Genomic DNA, 21,849 nt, shown 5'->3' on the forward strand with positions numbered 1-21,849 from the left:
CCGCGCGCCGTTCGTGAAGCCGCCCGCGTCGACAACGCGCGCGGCTGCATGAAGCAGGATGCACTGCGCACGGCCGCACGCCAACGCCAGCGCGGTTTCACGCTGCTCGAAATGCTGGTGGTGCTGGTGATCGCCGGCCTGCTGGTGTCGCTTGCATCGCTGTCGCTGACGCGCAATCCGCGCACGGATCTGAACGAGGAAGCGCAGCGTCTCGCGCTGCTGTTCGAATCGGCGGGCGACGAAGCGCAAGTGCGCGCGCGCCCTGTTTCGTGGCTGCCGCTGGACGGCGGCTTTCGTTTCGATGTCCACACCAGCGACGGCTGGCGTCCGTTGCGCGACGATCTGCTCGGGCCGCGCCGCTGGGAAGGCGGCGTGACGGGCGTGACGATCGAGTATCCCGGTTCCGATACGCATTCGGACCGCATCGTGTTCGGTACCGAGAGCATCGATACGCCCGTGCAGGTGACGCTCTTTTCCGCCGCGGGGCGCGTGACGATCATCGGCACGGGCAACGGCCGGTACGAGGTGCGCTGATGCAGTGTGCGCTTCGTGTTCGCCGCGCGCGCGGCACGCTGGATAACCCAATTCGCAAGCGGGCGGGAGGCTTCACGATGATCGAAGTGCTGGTCGCGCTGGCGATCATCGCGGTCGCGCTGGCCGCTTCGCTGCGCGCGGTCGGCAGTCTCGCGACGGGCGAGGCCGATCTGCATCGGCGGCTGCTGGCGGGCTGGAGCGCGGATAACGCGCTCGCCCAGCTCCATCTGGCGCACGCGTGGCCGGAAGTCGGCTCGCAGAGCTTCGACTGCTCGCAGGGCAACCTGCAACTGATTTGCACGGAAAACGTGAGCGCGACGCCGAACCCTGTGTTTCGACGCGTCGAGGTTTCAGTGACGTCGCCCGGCCGGCCGGGCAACCTCGCGCAGATGGTGACGGTAATCGCGAATGAAACGAATCGCTCGCTCTGAGCACGACGTCTCGCGCGTTCGGCGTTCGCCGCTGCTGAGAAAGACAGCGGGCGGTTTCACGCTAATCGAACTGCTCGTTGCCATTGCGATTCTGGCCGTGATCGCGGTGCTGTCGTGGCGCGGACTGGACCAGATCATCCGTGGACGCCAGACAATCACGAACGCGATGGAAGACGAGCGCGTATTCGCGCAGTTTTTCGATCAGATGCGCATCGACGTGCGCAACGCCGCATCCGACGACGAAGCGGGCGAACCGGCCGTCGCGGTGAACGGCAATGCGCTGCAGATCGTGCGCTACATGCGCGCGCCGGGCGCGGCGCCACGGCTGGTTGTCGTGCGGTATCGGATCACCGAGGGACGGATTCTGCGCTATGCGTCGCCGCCGCTGGCGAACATCGGCGAGGTGCGCCGCGCGCTGGGCGGTTCGGAGAACGAGAACTGGAACGCCGTGCCGTTGATCGGCGGTATTGGCGCGATTACGGCGCGGCTGTATGTGCCGAAAGTCGGCTGGACGACGCAGATGAAAGACGTGCAGTCGGCGATCACCGAGAACGACAATAATCTGAAGGTGCCTCAGCTCGGCAACGCGCCGTTGCCGAGGTCGGTGACGGGGCTCGAAGTGAGCATCGGCGCGAGTTCGCTCGCGCGGCCCGTTACGCGGGTCTTTCTCGTTGGGGAGTGAGTCTTGGTCACGCGCTTTCGCCCTGCCCGTTCGAAACCTGCCGCTCAACGCGGCGCAGCCATCATCAGCGCGCTGCTGGTCGTCGCGCTGTCCGCGATTCTCGTCTCCGGCATGCTGTGGCGGGAGCAGGTGCAGATCCGGCGCATCGAGAATCAACGGCTGCTGGCGCAGGCGCAGTGGGTGTCGCGCGGCGCGCTCGACTGGACGCGGCTCATTCTTCGGTCCGAAGGCGATACGTCGGCGGGCATCACGTATCTTGGCGGCGTCTGGGGCGTGCCGATCGCGCGCACGCGCCTGTCCGATTTCCTCGGGCAGATCGGCGAGGTGCGCGCGCAGGAAGGCGGCGCCACGTATATCTCCGGTTCCATCGAGGATGCGCAGGCCAAATTCAATCTGCGCAACCTCGTTTCAACGGCGGTGCCTGGCGCGCTGACGCTGAACGTTCAGCAGATCCAGTCGTTCCAGCGTTTGTTGCAGCTTCTTGGCATCAACGGGCAACTGGCGAAGAACACCGCGCTGCAATTGCGCGCGGGACTGCGGCAATCGGCGACGCGCTTCCAGACGGCGGCCAATCCCGCCACCGTCGATCCAACGCAGCCGCAAGGCGGCGCGACTGGCGGCGGCAATTACACCGATCAGCCCGGTCTCGAAGACGCCGACGAGAACGCGCCCGTCGCACCGCTTCAGATGACGGGCGTCGATTCGCTGCTCGACGTGCCCGGCTTCACGCCGGAGATGATCGCGCGGCTGCGCCCGTTCGTGACCGTGTTGCCCACCACGACGCCCGTCAACATGAACACCGCGCCCGCCGAGGTCGTTGCGGCCGTCGTGCCGGGCATGAATCTGTCGAATGCGCAGGCGTTCGTCGCACGGCGCGAGACGGTGTTCTTCCACAACGTCGGCGATGTGCAGCTCGCGTTGCGCGGCGCGGGCGTCCAGCAGCTGGTGTTCGATCCGAATCAGCTCGACGTGAACACCAGCTACTTCCTGATCCACGGACGCGTCGAGCATGAGCGCGCCGAAGTCGATCGCACCACCCTCGTCTATCGCGACGCGCTGACGCATACGACGCGTATCGTATGGGGACGAGATCAACTATGAACAACGCAATTTCCCGAGAGAGTGGCCTTTGAGCACGCTGATCGTTCTTCTGCCGCCGCGTGATCCGGCGGTGCCGTCGCAGGAATGGCAACTGCCGGAGTTGCCGTTTCTGCTGCTCGACAAATCGGGGCGCGTCCAGCGCGCCGGCCGCTCGGCGCCCGGCCTGCTGCCGCGTGCGAGCGCGACCGTGCTGATGCTCGCCGCGCGCGACTGCCTGATGCTGGCCACGGCCGTGCCGCCGCTGAAAGGCCCGCGCTTGCGTCAGGCGCTGCCGAACGTCGTCGAAGATCAACTGATCCAGGACCCGCAGACCACGCACATCGCGCTCGATCCGCAGCCGCTCGACGGCAACCGCCATGTGCTCGCGATCGTCGATCGCGGCTGGTTCCGCTATATCGTCGAGACGTTTGCGGCGGCGGGTCATCGCAATGTGAAGGTGGTGCCCGTCACCCGTTGTCTGCCGCAGCCCGTCGCCGCGATGGCGGCCGACGTGCCTGTGGAGGAAGCCGTTGCCGCTGGCGCCGATGCCCCACCGCCGCGCGCCGAGCCCGTCGTTGCAGGCCTCACGCCCGTCGTTGCGGCCGTGCTGGGGCATGTCGTGCCGTCGACGGCCGCCGTGCTCGGCGAAGGCGCCGTCGACGCCGCACCGCCGCGCGTCGAGCTTGCGCTCGCGCGCGGTCCGCTCGGTGAAGGGCTGGCCGTGCCGGAATCGGCGGTCGGCGCGACGGTGGCGGCGCTCGCGGGCCATGCGCCCGTCACGCTTTACACGCTCGTCGATTTGCCGGGTAGCGAGCCGCGCCTGGCGTCGGTGGCGCAGCCCGGGCGCCCTTCTATCGCTGGTTCGCTGCCCGTCTCGTTCGAAACGCTCGCGCGTAACGCGATCCAGTGCCGCTTCGATCTCGCGCAGTTCGAGTTTGCCGTGCAGCCGTGGCGCCTCGATCGCGCGTCGCTGCGCCGCCTGCGCTTGCCGTTGTGGCTGCTGGTGGGCACGGTGCTCGTCGCAATCATCGGCGCGAATGTTCAGTGGCTGATGTTGTCGCGTCAGCGCGATGCGATCAGCGCGCAGATGACCGAGCTGCTGCTCAACACCTTTCCGAAGACCACGGTCGTGCTCGACGCGCCCGATCAGATGGCGCGTCAGTTGCAGCAATTGCGCGTCGCGGCGGGCGAGCTGTCGCCGGACGATTTCCTTTCTCTCGCGGACGGGCTGGCGCGCTCGCTGGGGCCGATTCCCGTCAACGGTCTTGCCGCGCTCGACTATCACGACCGTCGTGTCGATGTGACGTTCAAACCCGAGATCAAGGTCGATCCCGATTTCCAGCAGCGCCTGACGCGCAATGGCCTGACGGGCGCGATCGACAGCAACACCGGCAAGTGGACGATCAGGAACGGACAATGAAAGCAGAACTGTTGAACACGTGGGCCGGCTTCTGGGATGCCCGCACGCCGCGCGAGAAAGCGCTTTTGACGTGGGGCGGCGCGGTGCTGGCTGTCGTCATCGTCTGGTCGGTGTTGTGGGCGCCCGCCCAGGAAGGACGCGCGCGGCTGCGCGAATCGATCCCGGGCCTGCAGCGCCAGCTTTCGCAAATGACCGCGCAGGCGAACGAGGCGCGCGCGCTGTCGGCGGCGGCACAGGGCGTGGCGCCGACGGGCGGCGCGCTGAAGGACGCGCTGACGGCGTCGCTGAACGACCACGGGCTCGCGCCGACGCAGGTGCAGGTGCTCGGCAACGCGGTGCAGATCCAGTTGAAGAACGCATCGTTTCCCGCTTGGACCGAATGGCTCGACGATGCGCGCAAGCAGTTCAAGGTGCAGGTGTCCGAGGCGCACGTCACGGGGTTGAAGCAGGACGGCCAGGTCGATCTGACGGCATCGCTGCAACCGGCAACGATCAAATGACGGCGCAGCCACGGGATTACGCATGAGTTTCTGGATGCGGCGACTACGCGCCGCGCTGCCCTGGATCGCCGTCGCGCTGATCGCGAACGTCGCGGTGTTGCTGGTGATGGCGCCCGCAGCTTGGGTCACGCCGCAGTTCTCGAAGGCCACGCAAGGGCATGTCAATCTCGTCGAGCCATCGGGTTCGCTGTGGCATGGCTCGGCTTCGCTGATGCTCGCCGCCGGGCCCGGCGCGGAAAGCGCGACGCTGTTGCCGGGGCGCATCGAATGGCGCACGTCGTTCTGGCCGTTGTTCACGGGCCGTGTGCGGATGCAGATGTTGCAAAGCCAGGCGATGCCCGATCCCGTCACGGTCGATGCCACCCTGCGCAGCGCGACGCTGTCGGGCGGCAGCATCGCCGTGCCAGCGTCGTTGCTCGCGGGCCTGGGTGCGCCGTTCAACACGCTCGATCTGCAAGGCGACGTGCGGCTGACGTGGACCGACTGGCGCAGCTTCAATCGCCAGGCATTCGGTCAGTTGATCGTGACGCTGAACGACATGAGTTCGCGCGTCTCGCGCGTGAAGCCGCTCGGGTCGTATCGCGTGGTGTTTCAGGCCCAGGGCGGGTCCGGCACGCTCGATCTGTCGACGACGAAGGGGCCGCTGCTGCTGAACGGTCACGGCACGCTCAGCGAGTCCTCGACGTCATTCATGGGTACCGCGAGCACCACGCCCGACTCCGTCGACAATCTCGCCGGGCTGCTGAATCTGCTCGGGCGCCCCACTGGGCCTGGACAGGTCGCGCTGACCTTCGTCCACTGATCGTTTCGCAGCTTGCCGGTGGAAAACACAACGGCCGCCATGTTTGCACGTGGCGGCCGTTTGCGTTGGTGCGTGTGCCTTTTGTTGCCTAGCCCGCTGAGGTGGAAATTTTCGCAACGGGCGCGGCAGGCGACGATGCGGGCGCAGGCGCTGCAACTTCACCCGTCTCGCGATTCATCTGCTCGGCTTCCCAGCCGCCGCCGAGCGCCTTGACGAGACCGACCGACGACACCATCCGCTGTCCCGCGATGCTCGCCAGCTTCTGCTCGGCGGTGAACGCGGTGGTCTGCGCCGTCAGCACGTTGAGATAGTCGACAGTGCCCGATTTGTACTGGTTCGTGACGATATCCAGCGCCTGCTGGGCCGACTGCACCGCCTGCTGCTGCACGGTGACTTCCTGCTCGAGAATGCGCAGCGACGCGAGGTTGTCTTCGACGTCCTGGAACGCCGTCAGCACTGTCTGCCGGTAGGTGGCGACGTCCTGGTCGTAGGCGGCGCGCGCGGCGTCCGTCTGCGCCTTGCGCAGGCCGGCGTCGAAGATAGTCTGGGCGAGCGAGGGCCCGAGCGTCCAGAAGCGCGACGGCATTTGCAGCAGCTGCGAGAACACTGAGCTTTCGAAGCCGCCGCTGGCCGACAGAGTCAGCGTCGGGAAGAAAGCCGAAATCGCGACGCCGATCTGCTCGTTCGCCGCCGCGGCCTTGCGTTCGGCCGACGCGATATCCGGGCGCCGTTCGAGCAGTGCCGACGGCAGTTGCGCGGGGGTGGCGGGCGGCACGGCATCGAGCGGCGCGGGGGGCAGCGAGAACGCGGACGCCGGTTCGCCGACCAGCACGGCGATCGCGTGCTCGTTTTGAGCGCGCGCGACGCCGTTGTCGATGGCGGCAGCTTGCGCCGATTGCAGCTGCGTTTGCGCCTGAATCACGTCCGAGCGGGCGGCGACGCCCTGCGCGTAGCGGTTCTGCGTGAGCGTGAGCGAACGCTGGTAGGCGGCGACGGTATCGTCGAGCAGCTTTTGCTGCGCGTCGAGCGAGCGGATGTTGAAGTAGGTTTGCGCGAGCGTTGCCTGCGCGGACAGGCGCGCGTTCGCCAGATCGGCGGCGGCCGCCTGCTGCCCGGCCTGCTGGCTTGCGACGGTGCGGCTCACCTTGCCCCAGAGATCCGGTTCCCACGTCGCGTCGAGCGACAGGCTGTAGCTGTTGCTGATCGTGCCCGAACTGCTGAGCGACGACGTCGTGCCGCCGCCTCCGCCCGTCACCGAGCCGCTGAAGCTGCGGCTCGGCGTACGCGAGCGCGACGCGCTCGCCCCTGCGCTGATCACCGGGAAGTACGCCGCGCGCGCCTCGCCGACCAGCGCGCGCGCCTGCCGGTAGGCGGCGGCGAACTGCGCGACGGTCTGGTTCGACGCGTTGAGCTTGTCTTCGAGCGCGCTCAGCTGCGGATCGTTGTAGATGGTCCACCACGCGCCGCGATCCTGCTGGTCGGCGGGTTGCGCGACTTTCCAGCCGTCTGCGGCTTCCTTGTACGAGGCCGGAATGTCGACGGACGGCCGCTTGTAATCGGGACCGACCGCGCAGCCGGCAAGCGCGAAGGCCAGCGTGGCGCAAACGGCGATGTTCAGGACGCGTTGCCCCGCGACGTTCGCGACCGAGGCGCGTGCGCGCGAAGTTCGATCAAACTGCATGCAAGTGAATTCCTGTCGATGCGGAGAGCGCCATGTACCGGGGCGAATTGCGGAGCGGGTGCTCGCGCGATTGGCGGCGCGTACTCGCGATGGCTCGAATGGTAGCGCACGCATTGCCCGGCAATGAAATCGAAAGAGTAATGCCGCGCGCGCCCCGTGTGTGTTACCGACGGTGAGGCGACGGTTACGCGCTGTTACGGCGCTATTTGTGCGAGTGGATGTTGCGGGTCGGAAAAAGCAAAGGCCGCCTTGCGGCGGCCTTTATTCCGAAGCGACGCGCGACAGACGCCTAGAGGCGCGGATCGGCGGTGGTCTGCCGCGCCTGCTTGCCTGCGGCGGCGCGGCACGGCGGCGCATCGGGGCGCGCCTGACAAACCGTGGCTGCGGGAGCGATCGGCTGATGGCTGCCCGTCGAGCGGGACTTAAGCGGAGAAGCGAGCAATGCGGTCGGCCGCACGGCCTGCGCTTTGACGCTTCGAGTGCGCCGGTGTTCGAACCACGCGAAGAGCAGCACCCCGATCGACCCGCCCGGAAGGACGAAGATCACCGCATACAGAGCCACTTTCCACCAACGGTTGGCTCCTTGAAATGTTTGCAGCGCAGAATCGGTCAGCGAGCGGCTCAAGCCGCCGAGGGTGTTTTTCAGGTACAGCATCGCGGGAATCCTCTGTGCGCCGGTAAAAGAAGGCGCACGCAAGTGCGGTCAGAACATGGTCTCCGATGACGCGGGTCGCGTAACTCGTTGCCTGTAATAATATTGACCATGCAATCAATTTTCAAGATACTGTGCATTGCAACAAGGTCTTTCGTTGTTTTTTGGCTCGGTGCTTGCGCGATCAGTCCAGACGATTGACGTCACTGCCTGGGCAGATACAATCCGGAACATTCACGTTTGTCTCGCCAGCGGGCGGCTTCCAGAAGAGCATTCATGACCGACGGTCCCTACCAGCCGGAGTCGATTCATCTCGAATCGAGCCTTGGCTATTACCTGACCAAAGCGAGGAACGTGCTGGTCGAACGCACCGATCGCGCGGTCGCGCATCTCGGGCTGACGACTCAGCAGATCGGCGTGATCCTGCTGCTTTCATGCGGCCGCGCAACGACACCGTTCGAACTGTCGCGGGCCATGTCTTACGACAGCGGATCGATGACGCGGATGCTCGATCGCCTTGAAAAGAAGGGGCTGATCGCGCGCTCGCGTAGCGACAAGGACCGGCGCATCGTGAAGCTCGGCCTGACGCCGCAAGGTCAGCACGCGGCGTCGCAATTGCCGGAGATTGGCGCGTACGTGCTCAATGAACAGCTGCGGGGCTTTTCAGGCGCGGATCTCGCGACACTGATCGATCTGTTGAGCCGTTTCATTGCTAACGGTATCGATGGCGGAAACGGCGCTGTCGGATGTCAGATGGCCGACAAGTCTGGTGAAGAAGAAATCGGGTCGTCCGTTCCAACCGACGACCTTTAGGCAGCCGCGCTTCGGCGCGGTTTGTTTTACTAATTTACCTGTCTGGGCAGAGAGTGTCGGGACATGAATGCCAGCCATTGAGCAACGGGCTTTTTCATGTCGCGGCAAGTTTTCTCATGCAACAAGGAGAACACGCCAAATGAGCGCATTGCCAGCGGCTTCCACTTCTACCGGCTCAACGGATGACCGGCCGCCGCACGGCGGCGCGGCCTCCGCCCAGCCCGCCGCCCCTGCTCCGCTCACGGGCGGAAGGCTCGCGCTGCTAACGGTCGGACTCGCGCTCGGGACGTTCATGGAAGTGCTCGATACGTCGATCGCGAATGTGGCTGTGCCGACCATCTCGGGCAGCCTGGGCGTGGCGACCAGCGAAGGCACGTGGGTGATCTCGTCGTATTCGGTGGCATCGGCGATCGCGGTGCCTTTGACGGGCTGGCTCGCGCGGCGGGTCGGCGAAGTCCGGCTGTTCACGCTGTCGGTGCTGCTATTTACGATCGCGTCCGCGGCTTGCGGTTTCGCGCACAACTTCGAGTCGCTGATCGCGTTCCGTCTGCTTCAGGGGCTGGTATCCGGCCCGATGGTGCCGCTGTCGCAGACCATTCTGATGCGCTCCTACCCGCTCGAGAAACGCGGTCTCGCGCTCGGCCTATGGGCAATGACGGTGATCGTCGCGCCGATCTTCGGTCCCGTGATGGGCGGCTGGATCACCGACAACTACACCTGGCCGTGGATCTTCTACATCAATCTGCCTATCGGCCTGTTCTCGGCGGCGTGCGCGTACTTCCTGCTGCGCGGACGCGAAACGCAGACGACGAAACAGCGCATCGACGGCATCGGCCTCGGACTGCTGGTGATCGGCGTGTCGTGCCTGCAGATGATGCTCGACCTCGGCAAGGACCGCGACTGGTTCAGCTCGACCTTCATCGTCGCGCTGGCGATCATCGCCGTGACGTCGCTGGCGTTCATGATCGTGTGGGAGATGACGGAGAAAGAGCCCGTCGTCGACCTGTCGCTCTTCAAGGACCGCAACTTCGCACTGGGCGCGTTGATCATCTCGTTCGGCTTTATGGCGTTCTTCGGCTCCGTCGTGATTTTTCCGCTCTGGCTGCAGACGGTGATGGGCTACACGGCAGGCAAAGCGGGACTCGCGACCGCGCCCGTCGGTCTGCTCGCGCTCGTGCTGTCGCCGATGATCGGGCGCAACATGCACCGGCTCAATTTGCGGATCGTCGCGAGCTTCGCGTTCGTCGTGTTCGCATTCGTGTCGTTGTGGAACTCGACTTTCACGCTCGATGCGCCGTTCAATCAGGTGATTCTGCCGCGTCTCGTACAGGGCATCGGCGTGGCCTGCTTCTTCGTGCCGATGACGACGATCACGCTGTCCAGCATTTCGGATGAACGGCTGGCTAGCGCATCGGGGTTATCGAACTTTCTGCGCACGCTGTCTGGCGCAATCGGCACGGCGATCAGCACGACGTATTGGGAAAACGACGCGATCTATCACCACGCCGTGTTGTCGGAATCGGTGAGCGCCTACTCGGCGAATACGACGTCCTATAGCGATCTGCTGACGACGCTGGGCTTCAAAGGACAAGCGGTGACGGCGCAACTGAACGAGATCGTCACGCAACAGGGCTACATGATGGCGACCAACGATTTCTTCCGCATCTCGTGTGCGGGCTTCGTGGTGCTGGCGTGTCTGGTGTGGGTGACGAAGCCCAAAAAGGGCGCGGCGGCGTCAATGGGACATTGACGCCGCCGCGGGATGGGGAGCGCTGCGGCTCCCGATGCTACGAGGAGAGAGATTACTTGCCGTCGACCTGGATTTCGACGCGGCGGTTCTTCGCGCGGCCGATAGCCGTCGTGTTGGGCGCGACGGGCGATGCGCTGCCGTAGCCTTGCACGTCCCACTTCGAAGCACGCAGTCCGGCCGTTGCCAGATAGTTCTGCACCGAACGCGCGCGTGCTGCCGACAGACGGTTGTTCAGTTCGGCCGAACCCGTCGAATCGGTATAGCCGGCAATCGTCATACCCTCGATATCGACACCCTGGTTGGCCGCGACGAAATCATCGAGCTTCGCCGTTGCGACGGGCGTCAGCGTCGCGCTGCCGACGGCGAACGTCGCGTCGCCTTGCAGCGTGATCTTGCGCTGCGGAGCGCGCCGGACAGGGGCCGGTGCGGGCGCGACGACGGCAACCGGGACGGGCGCTACGACGGCGGGTGCCGGCTTGACGGGTTGCTCGACAACGGGCGTCGCGCATTGGAAGGTGATTTCGCGCGGGTCATTTTCGGACTTGAGATCCGACGTGATGTGATCGACCGACGAAATACGCACAGCCGGTTTGTCGCCGCAGATGCGTTTGACTTCGGCCATGCAGCTCTTCGAGCTCTCAAGCAAACCGAGACATTGGACACGATACGCTTGCGCACCGTTGGCCAAAGTGACGACGTCGGTGTTATGTGCGGGTCCGGAATAGGAAGTGCATCCAGCGATACCGGCGACGCAAGCGATCGCCGTCAAGATACGAAAGAACATGAGACTTCTCGCAGAGGAAATTAGAGTTACGAGACGATAGAGGCAGCGGATCGTCACTCCAATCGGAGAAGTCTTAATCAAAAAATGGCTTCGATTTGATTCGTCCTACTGTGAAACGGGCTCGCCGGTTGGTGATAAGACCGATTGACCGCTCGATCCGCCCGATTGTCCGGACGGCAATGGCGCCGCCACATTCGCTGCGGCGCCACGCACGAACTGCTTGAAGTCGGCGCCCGCTTCCCACGGGTTCGGCTTGCATCCGAGCGAGCTGTCGCAATGCGCGGCAAAACCGATCGTCGACGTGCCGTCGTTATTCGGTGTCTTCGTGATTTCGAATGAGAGATCGCGCTTGCCGCCGTCTGGCCCCGCTGTCTGGATCAGCGTATCGGTTGCCGTGGCGACCTCGTAACGGGAATGCGTAGTGACCCACGTGCGCGCGCGCTGCCACCACGCGTCGCACTGACTCTTGCTGTCGCAGGTCAGCGGCGCGGTCGCGATCTGCATGACATCGGGATCGACCTGCCCGCGCGTCGAGCAGCCGGCGGCCGACACGCAAACCGCGACCCACAGCGCGGCTATCAGACCTTTGTTCATAACCCGGATTCCTCCCTCGCACATGTCGAAGCGGCGAAGCGTTGCGTGATACAGGGTTGGACCGCGACGTTGCCGACGCGTTTCATACAGCGTGCATGAAGCGGGAGCGACGTTCGGGCATTGCAAGATGTGTCGCAGCAATTTCCGGCCCCGACTCGCTCGCAATGAAAAAGGGCAGCACGAAGCTGCCCTCATCAGACGCGGACTCGCGCATGCGATGGCGTACCAGACTAAACGCTGAAGCGGTTCAACGTATACGCGCGATACGCGGCAACGAACGCGTCGAATGAACCGACCTCCTCGCGCTCGAGCTTGGCCTGTTCGGCGAGCGATTGCGTAGCGAGCGCAGCGAACGCCTGCGTTTGCGCTTCGTCCAGCGGACGCGCGCGGAAATGCTCCGCGTGCGCGATGCTCTGCGCGAGACCGAAGTCGAGGAAACTCTGCTGCTTGTCGCGCATGACCTGCAGCACGCGAGCCGACGGCGTCAACGACGCGTCTGCGAGCTTTGTACGCTGCGTCGCGACCGAGCGTGCATGGCTGTCGTCGCCGCGAATTGCATCGAGCACGGCGGCTGCGTGATCGATTTTCGCGAGCAGTTCATTGGCCCAGTCGAGCATCTTGACGGGTTGTCCATCGCGCACCAGCTCGAGGCCGGGCTTGCGCCCTTCCATCGTCACGCGGCCGAAGTTCTGGTTCGCTTCCGTGTAGGCCGGCGGCGGCAGCGCCGCGCTTTCGTCGAGCGCGCATACCAGCAGATAGGCGTCGAGAAAGCGCGCGGCTTCGAGCGAAATACCCGTCGGTTCGAACGGATCGATGTCCATGCAGCGCACCTCGACATACTGCACGCCTCGCGCCGCAAGCGCATGCAGCGGACGCTCGCCCGGGTACGTGACGCGTTTCGGACGGATCGTCGAGTAGAACTCGTTTTCGATCTGCAGTACGTTGGTATTGATCTGCACCCATTCGCCGTCGCGCTGCGTGCCGATCGCCTCGTACGGCGGATACGGCTGGCTGACGGCCTTCGCGAGCGCATCGAGGTAGCCGGGCAGCGTGTCGTAATCGGCGTGCAGCGCGGCTTGCGCCGTCGTGTTCGAATAGCCGAGATCGCTCATGCGCAGGCTCGTTGCGTACGGGCGGTACAGCGTGTCGGCGTCGAACGTTTCGAGCGTATTCGCGCGGCCGCGCAGAAAGCGCCTGTCGAGCGCCGGCGACGCGCCGAACAGATACATCAGCAGCCAGCTCGTGCGGCGGAAGTTGCGGATCAGCGCGAGATAGCGGTCCGACTGGAAATCGACGGCATTGGCCGTGGATTGCTGGTCGGCATGCAGCAGCCGCCACACTTCTTCGTTCAACGAATAGTTGTAGTGGATGCCTGCGATACATTGCATCGTGCGTCCGTAGCGCAGCGCGAGCCCGACGCGGTACACATACTTCAGCTTGCCGATGTTGGACGTGCCATAGTCCGCGATCGGAATCTCGTCGTCTTCGGGTAGAACGCCCGGCATCGAGTTGTTCCACAGCACCTCGTCGCCGATGGCCGAATAAACGAAGCGATGCAGCGTGTCGAGACGCTCGAGCGTGGTTGCCGCGTCCTGCTCGGCAGGTGTGATCAGTTCGAGCAGTGCTTCCGAATAGTCCGTGGTCAGCGAAGGATGCGTGAGCGCCGAGCCGAGCGCGCGCGGATGCGGCGTCATCGCGAGATGGCCGTCGGGAGTGACGCGCAGGCTCTCCTTCTCGATGCCGCGCAAACCGGTCGTCAGCGCGTCGCGCTGCGGACCGGATGTCAGCACGGACAGGCGGTGCAGTAGCGCGTCGGTCGTGCGGGAGGGTGTCGTGTTTGGCATTGATGCGGGTCGAACAGGGTCGGCCGCCATGCGCCGCGCGGTGCTGCTCGCGCGCGGCCGACAGCGTTCGGCGGAATTTTCAGTAGCGGGCACTTTAACATCTCGCCAGAACGGCTGCTTGGCGTTGCCTCAGGCCGCTCCCGCGCCGCTTGCGACCGGCTTCAGTGCCCGCTGCGCGCCCTCTCACTGTACGCCGCACCGGACCGCGAAGTCGACCGACGACGTTCACGAATATGTGCGGAAGGCCGCTAGCCGCCGCGTGCGGCGCCTGCCCGATCGGCGACTTCGTTCCACAGATGCATCGCCGCATAGGCACGCCACGGCCGCCACGCGTCGGTGCGCGCGCGCTGCTGGTTGGGACGCACGAGCGCCGGCTCGCGCGCTGCGATTGCCTGCATCAGCACGAGGTCCCACGCGGGCCACGCGTCGGGGTCCCGCCACGCGCGCATCGCGACGTATTCGACCGTCCACGGCCCGATTCCGGGCAGCGCGAGCAACGACGCGCGCAACTGCGGAAGATCGAACGCCGCGCTGCCGATGCTGTCGATCGGCACGTCGCCGTCCGCCACGGCGCGCGCGAAGCCTTGCAAGGCTTCGATGCGCTTACCGGGCATGCCGATCTGCGCAAGGTCGACGGCGGCGAGCGCGGCGGGCGTCGGGAAGCGCCACGCGGTGCTCTCGTGCGGATGACCGTCGATGCGCTCGCCGGCGCGCTGCACGATCCTTCCGATGATGGTCGTCGCTGCCTTCACGCTGACCTGCTGGCCAACGATGGCCCGCACGACCAGTTCGAACCCCGACCACGCGCCGGGCACGCGCAGGCCAGGCGCTGCGGCGACCAGCGGCGCGAGCCACGGATCGCTGGCGAGGCTTGCACCGATCACCTTGGGTTCCGCGTGCAGATCGAACATGCGCGCGATGGGCGCGGCGAGCGTGTCCGCGTGACGGGCCACCGCGCCGTCGATGGTCGCGACGATGCAATGCCGGCGCGGATGCTTGCGGACGTTGAGCGTGCCGCTGTCGCCGTTCCAGCCGATCGCGCGACGCCAGACGCCGTCCTCGACGGCTTCGACGCCCGGCGTCGCGCGTCCCCCGAAGAAGCGGAGGACGCGCGGCCAGTCATAGGGAGCTTTGAACGGGAGTTCGAGTGTGGCGGTCGATGCGCGGCTCAAGCGGCGTGATCCATGTCGGCGGTGGAGTGAATGGCCGCGCCGGTGTCGCGCGATTCGCGGTGTGTCTCGGTATCGAGCAGCGCTGCCTTGCGCGCGACACCCCAGCGATAGCCCGCCAGCGCGCCGTCCTTTTGCACGACGCGGTGGCAAGGTATCGCGAGCGCGACGGGGTTCGAGGCGCACGCATTGGCGACGGCCCGCACCGCGCGCGGCGCGCCGACGGCTTCGGCGATCTGCGAGTAGCTGCGCGTCTCGCCGTACGGGATGCGGCGTAGCGCTTCCCACACGCGCTGCTGGAACGCCGTGGCGGCGATATCGAGCGGCAGATCGAAACGCTGACGCGTGCCCCGCAGATAACCGTCGATCTGCTCGACGAACGGCGCGAGCCGTTTCGGATCATCGATCAGTTCCGCGCTCGCGAATTCGCTGCGCAGGTCGTCGACGAGCGATGCTTCATCGTCGCCGAAGGCGATCTTGCAGATGCCCTTGTCGGTTGTCGCGACCAGCACGAGGCCGAGCGAAGTCTGCGCGCTCGCGTAGCGAACGCGCAGCCCCGCGCCTTTGCGCCGATATTCGGACGGCGCCATGCCCAGCTCTGCGGCCGCCATGCCGTACATCCGGGACGGTGAGCCGAAACCCGCGTCGACGGTTGCTCGGGTCACGTCGGCGCCGCGTTGCAGCGCGTCGCGCAATGCCGCGCCGCGCTGGGCCGCCTGATATTGCCGCGGCGACACGCCGACTACGCGCTTGAAGAGCCGCTGCAGGTGAAACGGGCTGACGTGCACGGCTTCGCTCAGTTGCGCGAGCGTGAGACGTTGCTGCGGGTCGGCGTCGAGCGCGGCGCAGGCGCGATTCACGATCTCGAGTTCGCGCGGCAGGCCGCCCGGCTGGCAACGCTTGCATTCGCGATAGCCGGCGGCGCGCGCTCCGTCGGTCGAAGCGAAGAAGTCGACGTTCTCGCGGCGCGGCAGGCGTGAGGCGCACGACGGACGGCAGAACACACCCGTCGTCCGAACGCCGTAGAAAAAGGCGCCGTCAGCGGACATGTCGCGTTTCAGGACGGCTGTCCAGCGGTCGTCGTCGTTGGCGAACGCGACGGGCGTCGCTTGAGAAATGGATGTGTTCATCATTTGCCCCGGGGGACGGTTTTGATGCCTGCCACTTTAGCGGGCAGGTTCACACAGTACGCTCCGCTTCTTGCTGTGTCATTTGGGCTGCGCGGCGGGCTGATTTTTCCCAGCTATTGGGATAATCTGCCCCCGAAAAAAGTTGGGGTTTTCCCTTAAAAAGTTATTGCGTCGCATCAAGTCGGCGTGTATAGTGGTTCTTGTCTCCTCCATGTCTCCTCCTGATATGGATTCAGCCCGCTCCAATCGAGCGGGCTTTTTTTCGTCTCAACGTTTTGCCCTCCTGGCCGACGAGCCGCCATCTGCACGCGCAATTCCTTCTACACTGGGTTCTTCACCGAACGACAGAGACGGGACGCCGCGCCATGAAATTCCAGATTCTCGATATCGATCACGTCGTCATCCGCGCTGCCGATCTCGACGCGATGACGCGGTTTTATCGCGAGGTGCTTGGCTGCACGGTGGACAGGGAACAACGCGATATCGGGCTGATTCAGCTGCGGGCAGGACGCTCGTTGATCGACCTGTTGCAGGCTGGCGGAAAGATCGACCGTCCGGAGAGCGGCGCGCCCGGCGCGGGGCGAAACATGGATCACGTTTGCCTACGCGTCGAGCCTTTCGACGCCGACGCGCTGAAGACATGGTTCGCCGCGCAAGACGTGCGCATCGGCGAAGAGGCGCAACGTTACGGCGCGGATGGTTATGGACCGTCGCTGTATCTGTTCGATCCCGAGGGCAATATGGTCGAACTCAAAGGCCCGCCGGTTGATAACCCTTGAGCGCCAGCGCTCGCTTTTTTTGGTACACAGGACGTGCGATCACGACCCGTCAGCGGCCACCGTGCGTTGCCGGACGCGCGTTCATCGGAGCCTTGAGCACCGTCCATTCGACGGGAACGGCGTCGGCGGTTTCGCTGCCCAGCCAGGCTGCGTGATCCTGAACCGTGCATTGCAGGCGCATCGTGCGTTCGGCCAGCGCAGCCAGCGCCGGCGCGACATTTTCGCCGAGCGTCCAGACGGTCACGTTGCGTAACCGTTCGACCTTGTTGCGCACGCCTTGCCACCAGATGTCGGAAGTCCGGCCGCCATATGCGATGACGATCACTTCATTCGCGCGCCCGCTCGCCTTTGCGATGCGGCGTTCGTCCGGTTGGCCGACGTCGATCCATGTGTCGATGGCGCCTGTCAGATCCTTGGCCCACAGATCGGGTTCGTCGATGTCCGACAGGCCTTTGCAGAATTCGAGGCGCTCTTGCGCGAACAGCGCGAACGCGGCAACGCGGACCATCATCCGCTCGTTCGTTTCCGATGGGTGCAGCGCGATCGTCAGCGAGTGGTCCGCGTAGTAGTGCCGGTCCATGTCCGCGATCTGGAGGTCAGCCTTATAGATTGTCGATTTCAGAGCCATGCTACAACCTGGTCCCGTGAATGCGGACCGGAGAGTGAATAGTGAGTCGGCGTACCTTGCCATGGTCATCCCCTGCCTTGCAGCGGTGGCGCCTCGGTCGCGCGTCTCGCCGATGAAACACATTTGCCGGATTGCCGCGACGTCGGGGCGTCAAGCCCTGTCGCACCAACCTTCCTGCTTTCGCATGCCTTGAAAGCAGCAACATATGTGCCGAGTCCGCGCGTTCGAGCCATCGCGCACTGCTCGCGCCTGGCTGCAAGGTGGGACCGTGATGATACCGAATATGCGGGCGCGGCATGACAGCCCGATGAGGCCGTCCGGCGCGGGTGATGAGCGGATCGAATCAGTGAACCGATTTCGACTGCGCTGATGGCAGGCTAAAGGTCAGCTGAAAAACGAAGATGGCCAGCTTAAAAACTGGCCATGTCGAGACACGAAAGCAGTGCTTTCGTCGGGGTGTTTGTATTCACCCGACATTTGCTGTCGGGTGAAATCCAACTTTAGATGCTTATTGCTTGATGAATCGGTCGTTGGTCCAAAGACCTTGCGTATCGCTATTGCCGGCATTGACGAATTCAACGTCATGGCCAACCACGCGGACTACACGAAAATCTGAATGCTCCGGCGTGGAAATGCATTGAAAACCGGAGAAGAATTCCTGCATTTGCTGTTGCTCGCCCGCCTGCGCGTGTTGCGTGACGGCGTCGAGCTTGTCCTTTGACAGGCAGCCATAGGAATTCGCCTTGAATTGCACGGTCTGCTGGGGCTTAATCACAGCGTCCTGCGCCGGCGCGCCTGCAGCTGCGAATAAACCTGCCAGTGCGAAAAGAATGGCGACTCGCTTGTTCATGGTTACCTCCTTGCGGGGTACGTCTCAGGTTAGCTATGTGTTTAACTGCCGTAAAACAAGCACGTCTTTCAATGTAGAAGAAACCCGTTGAACGGCAAGCACATCTTGTGTGCGCTCGCAACAGCGGCGAAATGTCGCACGGCGGCAAAACGCCACTTGATACCGCCCTAATGACGTAATAAACGCAGCTAGAGGCGGATTGCGAATTGCAGCTGAAAGCGTTTAGGCTTACTGGATAATCTTTTGCGGGCGTAATCAGCGTTTACGCTTAAAGGTTTTTAAACCGTTTGCGATAAACGATTAAGCCATTGATGCATCGCACACAAAGTCATTCGCGCGACTCATGAAAGCCCGATGCGATCTGAAGCGGACGCAGAATAAAAAAGATGCCTGAGGACCGCGCTCTGAGTTCCTGAACGAACTCGAAAGGGCGCTTGCACGAACGCCGTGTTCGTGGATAAATCGACCGGCCCAAAAACGCATGAACCGGAGCGGCGCACCGAAACGCGGGCCCTTCTTCCCAGGAGACTCTCATGACACTTGCACACTGGCTTCCCTTTGCCATCGCCTCGGCGATCCTCGTCGCGATTCCCGGACCTACCGTGCTGCTTGTAATTTCTTATGCGCTCGGCCACGGCCGTCGCTTTGCAATGGTGACGACCGCTGGCGTCGCGCTCGGCGACCTCACATCGATGACGGCGTCGATGCTCGGACTCGGCGTGATCCTCGCCGCGTCCGCGACGCTCTTCACGGCGCTCAAGTGGCTCGGCGCAGCGTATCTGATCTATCTCGGCATCAAGCTGTGGCGGGCACCCGTGTCGACGGCCGACGCGCCGGCTACAGGCGAGACCCGCGCGAGCCGGATCTTCGCGCACGCGTATGCGGTGACAGCACTGAATCCGAAAAGCATCGTGTTCTTCGTGGCGTTCGTGCCGCAGTTCATCGACACGCAAGTCGCCACGTGGTCGCAGATTGCGATTTTCGAAGCGACCTTCGTCGCACTCGGAACCTTGAATGCGCTCGGATATGCCGTGCTTGCTTCGGCGGCGCGGCGCGCGATCCGCAGTCCGCGCGTGCAGCGCGGGGTCAACTGCACAGGCGGCACACTGCTGATCGGCGCGGGACTCCTCGCCGCCGCGTGGAAGAAATCGACAGCGTGAGCGCATTTCCGATCGACGCGATGCGCCGCGCCGGGCGCGCTACTTGCATCACTCGAATCGCGCACATGGTGTGCGCGGTGGATCACACGCAGTGACGGGCAGTATGCCTACAATGAAGTTGTCGCTGCTCCGTCGATCGGGAGGTTATTGTGATCGAGCATCTGATTCTGGGCGCGTTTCTGGTCGTGCCGCTACTCATCGTCGCGTTTCTGTTTTCCGACGAACTTTGGCAGGAGCATCGCCAGGCCCTGCACGATGACGACCATCACAGACGGTTGGACTGGCGGCATCCGATTCGCAGCCTGCTGCATCACTAGGCGGGTGGACACTATCCGGAGCGGATGGAGGCTAATGTGCTGGCCTTCTCTTTCTCGTGGACCGAGTACTGGCTATTCATGGCCGCACTGGTCGTGATCAGCGTCGCGTTGACCTCGTTTTGCGGTTCGGTGCCGCGCGCGCCCGAGCCTCCGGAGGATGACGCCTAGCTTTTTGCGCGCTCCATATCTGTCGATCGAATTTCTCGTTGGCGCAGCGCTTCGTTATTGCGCAAGCGTTGTGTCGTCAAATTGACGCCCAAAGATCGTTCTATTCCCCCGATTGTCATGCGACGCGCATGCGTACGCTAAAAGCCATGCGATGTCGTCAATTTCTGACTCGATTCGCAGGTACCTATTTATTTGCATAGGTAGTGATTGGCGAAAATCCGGCTAGAGTTAATCATCAGATGTGAAAACTTTGGCCTTGTCGAGACGTCACGGGGGACGGCATGAACCGATTGATCGATCAGGAAATTGCGCACATTTCGCGCGTCATGTGGCCATCGCTGCTTGGGGGCATGGGCGGCACGATTCTTACTTCGGAGTACTGGCGCATGCGACTGCACGCGCTACTCGACGCACCTTCCCTCACCAAAATCCAGCTGTGCGCTCTGGACAGCCTGCTGCTTCGGCTCGATCACTATGACCGGTACGGCCCAGATGTCCACTCGGCGCCTTTCGCTGAGGCAACTGGCGAGCACGGCGCTGAGCCGGTCGTTTTGCACGGGTGATTCTTCGGCCGGCCGAATTTTGGGGGTTATAACCACCGCTCGTGCCGATAAACGCTTCCAAAATAGGGATTTTGCGCGGCTTTAGCGAGTCTTGTGTACCTTAAAAGTACGCTCTTCATCCTGATGTAACGAGCGGAACAAAACCTCGCCTGATAGGACTCTTCGCTTGTCAAGCCTGCCTGTGCGCCAGAAGGGTCCGATGCTGTGTACCAATAAATGGTAGTCTAAGTTCAGGGCGTTAGCATCGGCGAACTTGCTTGCTCTTCAGTCTGCGCGTCCACGTAATCTGCCCAGAGCTGCATTTCGCGCACAGCGTCCGTGTCATTGGCTACGGCAAGCGCATCCTTGTCGTCTGCCGATTGCAACAAATCGCGCAGATGACTCGACCCTGTGCGGCGGAAATCGTGGAGTACGAAATGTTCGCCCTGCAACCCGAGCGTTTTGACCGCCTGATTCAGCGTGCCCTTTGCAATCGGTCGATCTTCGCTGCCTCGCGTGGATGGGAAGACAAAGTTGCGACTGCTTTTGCTGTCGCGTAACTCGCGCAACATAGCCAGCGCCTGACCCGACAGATAGACACGCCGCTCGCGGCCGTTGCTCGCGCGCGCGGCGGGAATCGTCCAGACACCTGCGTCGAGATCGAATTCGCGCCACGCCGCTTCGATCAACTCGGATTTATTGACCATCGTAAGCACGAGCAAATGAAGCGCAAGCTTCAGAGGCCGTCGAATACTCGACGTATGGATCGTACGCACCAACGTACCAATCTCGCTTCCCGTCAGCACGCGCGAGCGGCTGTCTTGCGTCGCGATCGTGCGGGCGACGATGGCATCGGCGGGATTGACGCTCGTGAGCTGCCGCGCGATCAGAAACGCGAACAGCCGCCTTGCGACGTTACGCGTGTGGAGTGCCATCTGTGGTGCGCCCCGACTCTTGATTGCGTCGCAGATCGACTGGATATCTTCCGTCGTGACCTGCGCGATTGGTTTGTGCCCAATCGCGGGGAGGATGTCCTTGTCGAGCGCGCGTTGCGTCGTGCGTCGGTATTCGTCGGATTTGCGGGCCATTGCCGACGCCAGGTAAAGCTCGGCGGCGTCGCGCAGTACATCGACGCGTTTCTCGGCGCCCCGGTCCTGTCTGGCTATGGACACGGGCGACAAGCCCTGCGCCACGATTTCCGCATACTTCTGCGCCCTGGCTCGAGCGACGCGCAATGACATCAGTTGATAGTCGCCGATCGTGACCATCGGCTGTCGACGCCCGTCGAGCGTATAGCGGAAGCGCCAGACCTTCTTTCCGGTCGGCATGATTTCAAGGATGAGGCCGTGGCCGTCGGCGACGCTGTAGCGCGTGGCGCGCGGTTGCAAGGCGCGGATATGCGATTCGCTGAGCGGCGTTGCAAGTTTTGGCATGCTGGCGGGTTCGGTACACAGGGTGCATCAAATACGGAGTGTACAGGTTTGTGTACCGAAAAACAGGTTTTGGAAGTGATCCGAAGCCCTCCATATGGGCCATCGG

General features: G+C 63.7%; 24 protein-coding genes. 14 read left to right on the forward strand and 10 right to left on the reverse strand.

The annotated features are described in order from the left end of the window. Nucleotides 1-48 precede the first annotated feature (48 nt). Genes KFO72_RS01810 through KFO72_RS01840 form a run of 7 tightly spaced genes read left to right on the forward strand, consistent with a single transcriptional unit; the run spans nucleotide 49 to nucleotide 5,449 of the window. Nucleotides 49-534: a GspH/FimT family pseudopilin gene (locus KFO72_RS01810; RefSeq protein ID WP_224101697.1), complete on the forward strand. Its 486-nt coding sequence runs from the start codon at nucleotides 49-51 to the stop codon at nucleotides 532-534. Then, nucleotides 534-965: a type II secretion system minor pseudopilin GspI gene (gspI, locus tag KFO72_RS01815; protein ID WP_225031256.1), complete on the forward strand. Its 432-nt coding sequence runs from the start codon at nucleotides 534-536 to the stop codon at nucleotides 963-965. Before KFO72_RS01810 ends, gspI begins: the two co-directional genes overlap by 1 nt. Then, nucleotides 943-1,647 (forward strand): type II secretion system protein J, encoded by a 705-nt coding sequence (locus KFO72_RS01820; RefSeq protein WP_054929346.1) that lies wholly within the window; start codon nucleotides 943-945, stop codon nucleotides 1,645-1,647. Before gspI ends, KFO72_RS01820 begins: the two co-directional genes overlap by 23 nt. 3 nt (nucleotides 1,648-1,650) lie before the next feature. After that, complete coding sequence (gene gspK / locus KFO72_RS01825; RefSeq protein ID WP_224101626.1) at nucleotides 1,651-2,748, forward strand: type II secretion system minor pseudopilin GspK; 1,098 nt, start codon at nucleotides 1,651-1,653, stop codon at nucleotides 2,746-2,748. Nucleotides 2,749-2,776: 28 nt separating this feature from the next. Further along, a complete protein-coding gene (gspL, locus tag KFO72_RS01830; RefSeq protein ID WP_225031257.1) occupies nucleotides 2,777-4,147 on the forward strand; it encodes a type II secretion system protein GspL in 1,371 nt (456 codons plus the stop codon). After that, complete coding sequence (gene gspM / locus KFO72_RS01835; RefSeq protein ID WP_035987703.1) at nucleotides 4,144-4,647, forward strand: type II secretion system protein GspM; 504 nt, start codon at nucleotides 4,144-4,146, stop codon at nucleotides 4,645-4,647. Before gspL ends, gspM begins: the two co-directional genes overlap by 4 nt. Nucleotides 4,648-4,669: 22 nt before the next feature. Continuing rightward, a complete protein-coding gene (locus KFO72_RS01840; RefSeq protein WP_225031258.1) occupies nucleotides 4,670-5,449 on the forward strand; it encodes a type II secretion system protein N in 780 nt (259 codons plus the stop codon). An 88-nt stretch (nucleotides 5,450-5,537) separates the two neighbouring features. Here the strand turns inward: KFO72_RS01840 and KFO72_RS01845 are convergent, their stop codons facing one another. Both KFO72_RS01845 and KFO72_RS01850 read right to left on the reverse strand, forming a co-directional pair. Next, the gene (locus KFO72_RS01845) at nucleotides 5,538-7,130 is read right to left on the reverse strand and encodes an efflux transporter outer membrane subunit (RefSeq protein WP_054929360.1); all 1,593 of its coding nucleotides are present in this window, start codon (nucleotides 7,128-7,130) and stop codon (nucleotides 5,538-5,540) included. 289 nt (nucleotides 7,131-7,419) lie between these two features. Further along, nucleotides 7,420-7,785: a hypothetical protein gene (locus KFO72_RS01850; protein ID WP_225031259.1), complete on the reverse strand. Its 366-nt coding sequence runs from the start codon at nucleotides 7,783-7,785 to the stop codon at nucleotides 7,420-7,422. Nucleotides 7,786-8,058: 273 nt separating this feature from the next. Between KFO72_RS01850 and KFO72_RS01855 the strand changes: the two genes are divergently transcribed. Together KFO72_RS01855 and KFO72_RS01860 are read left to right on the forward strand one after the other, a co-directional pair. Beyond that, nucleotides 8,059-8,595 (forward strand): MarR family winged helix-turn-helix transcriptional regulator, encoded by a 537-nt coding sequence (locus KFO72_RS01855; RefSeq protein ID WP_225031260.1) that lies wholly within the window; start codon nucleotides 8,059-8,061, stop codon nucleotides 8,593-8,595. Nucleotides 8,596-8,734: 139 nt separating this feature from the next. After that, nucleotides 8,735-10,345 carry a DHA2 family efflux MFS transporter permease subunit gene (locus KFO72_RS01860; protein WP_224101630.1) on the forward strand — a complete coding sequence of 537 codons (1,611 nt, stop codon included), beginning with the start codon at nucleotides 8,735-8,737 and terminating at the stop codon, nucleotides 10,343-10,345. Nucleotides 10,346-10,397: 52 nt separating this feature from the next. Here the strand turns inward: KFO72_RS01860 and KFO72_RS01865 are convergent, their stop codons facing one another. The 5 genes from KFO72_RS01865 to ada all read right to left on the reverse strand — a co-directional run bounded on the left by KFO72_RS01865 (nucleotide 10,398) and on the right by ada (nucleotide 15,866). Further along, the gene (locus tag KFO72_RS01865; RefSeq protein ID WP_225031261.1) at nucleotides 10,398-10,967 is read right to left on the reverse strand and encodes an OmpA family protein; all 570 of its coding nucleotides are present in this window, start codon (nucleotides 10,965-10,967) and stop codon (nucleotides 10,398-10,400) included. A gap of 267 nt (nucleotides 10,968-11,234) precedes the next feature. Beyond that, nucleotides 11,235-11,723: a hypothetical protein gene (locus tag KFO72_RS01870; protein ID WP_054929365.1), complete on the reverse strand. Its 489-nt coding sequence runs from the start codon at nucleotides 11,721-11,723 to the stop codon at nucleotides 11,235-11,237. 230 nt (nucleotides 11,724-11,953) lie between these two features. After that, entirely contained in the window at nucleotides 11,954-13,567 is a 1,614-nt protein-coding gene (gshA, locus tag KFO72_RS01875) for a glutamate--cysteine ligase (RefSeq protein WP_054929366.1), read from the reverse strand. A gap of 248 nt (nucleotides 13,568-13,815) precedes the next feature. Beyond that, nucleotides 13,816-14,739 (reverse strand): DNA-3-methyladenine glycosylase family protein, encoded by a 924-nt coding sequence (locus KFO72_RS01880; protein WP_225031262.1) that lies wholly within the window; start codon nucleotides 14,737-14,739, stop codon nucleotides 13,816-13,818. Continuing rightward, nucleotides 14,736-15,866 (reverse strand): bifunctional DNA-binding transcriptional regulator/O6-methylguanine-DNA methyltransferase Ada, encoded by a 1,131-nt coding sequence (gene ada, locus KFO72_RS01885; protein ID WP_225031285.1) that lies wholly within the window; start codon nucleotides 15,864-15,866, stop codon nucleotides 14,736-14,738. Before ada ends, KFO72_RS01880 begins: the two co-directional genes overlap by 4 nt. Before the next feature lie 365 nt (nucleotides 15,867-16,231). Here ada and KFO72_RS01890 point away from each other — a divergent pair, with 365 nt between their 5' ends. Continuing rightward, nucleotides 16,232-16,645 (forward strand): VOC family protein, encoded by a 414-nt coding sequence (locus KFO72_RS01890; RefSeq protein WP_225031263.1) that lies wholly within the window; start codon nucleotides 16,232-16,234, stop codon nucleotides 16,643-16,645. Between the two features lie 49 nt (nucleotides 16,646-16,694). Here the strand turns inward: KFO72_RS01890 and KFO72_RS01895 are convergent, their stop codons facing one another. Together KFO72_RS01895 and sap1 are read right to left on the reverse strand one after the other, a co-directional pair. Continuing rightward, nucleotides 16,695-17,273 (reverse strand): YaeQ family protein, encoded by a 579-nt coding sequence (locus tag KFO72_RS01895; RefSeq protein ID WP_060599467.1) that lies wholly within the window; start codon nucleotides 17,271-17,273, stop codon nucleotides 16,695-16,697. Between the two features lie 508 nt (nucleotides 17,274-17,781). Next, nucleotides 17,782-18,123, reverse strand: coding sequence for a surface attachment protein Sap1 (gene sap1 / locus KFO72_RS01900; protein ID WP_225031264.1), 342 nt, complete (start codon nucleotides 18,121-18,123; stop codon nucleotides 17,782-17,784). 533 nt (nucleotides 18,124-18,656) lie between these two features. Between sap1 and KFO72_RS01905 the strand changes: the two genes are divergently transcribed. From KFO72_RS01905 to KFO72_RS01915, 4 genes are all read left to right on the forward strand, one after another. Next, the gene (locus KFO72_RS01905) at nucleotides 18,657-19,283 is read left to right on the forward strand and encodes a LysE family translocator (protein WP_054929370.1); all 627 of its coding nucleotides are present in this window, start codon (nucleotides 18,657-18,659) and stop codon (nucleotides 19,281-19,283) included. 149 nt (nucleotides 19,284-19,432) lie between these two features. Then, on the forward strand, nucleotides 19,433-19,600 hold the full coding sequence (locus KFO72_RS01910; RefSeq protein WP_167352339.1) for a hypothetical protein: 168 nt from the start codon (nucleotides 19,433-19,435) through the stop codon (nucleotides 19,598-19,600). Nucleotides 19,601-19,636: 36 nt separating this feature from the next. Then, entirely contained in the window at nucleotides 19,637-19,768 is a 132-nt protein-coding gene (locus KFO72_RS41940; protein WP_263626935.1) for a hypothetical protein, read from the forward strand. Between the two features lie 281 nt (nucleotides 19,769-20,049). Then, nucleotides 20,050-20,331, forward strand: a complete 282-nt coding sequence (locus KFO72_RS01915) for a hypothetical protein (RefSeq protein WP_054929371.1) — start codon at nucleotides 20,050-20,052, stop codon at nucleotides 20,329-20,331. Nucleotides 20,332-20,561: 230 nt separating this feature from the next. Here the strand turns inward: KFO72_RS01915 and KFO72_RS01920 are convergent, their stop codons facing one another. After that, nucleotides 20,562-21,743, reverse strand: coding sequence for a tyrosine-type recombinase/integrase (locus KFO72_RS01920; RefSeq protein WP_225031265.1), 1,182 nt, complete (start codon nucleotides 21,741-21,743; stop codon nucleotides 20,562-20,564). Between the last annotated feature and the right edge of the window lie 106 nt (nucleotides 21,744-21,849).

The sequence above is a fragment of the Paraburkholderia sp. XV genome, assembly GCF_020177535.1.
Taxonomy (GTDB): Bacteria; Pseudomonadota; Gammaproteobacteria; order Burkholderiales; family Burkholderiaceae; genus Paraburkholderia; species Paraburkholderia caribensis.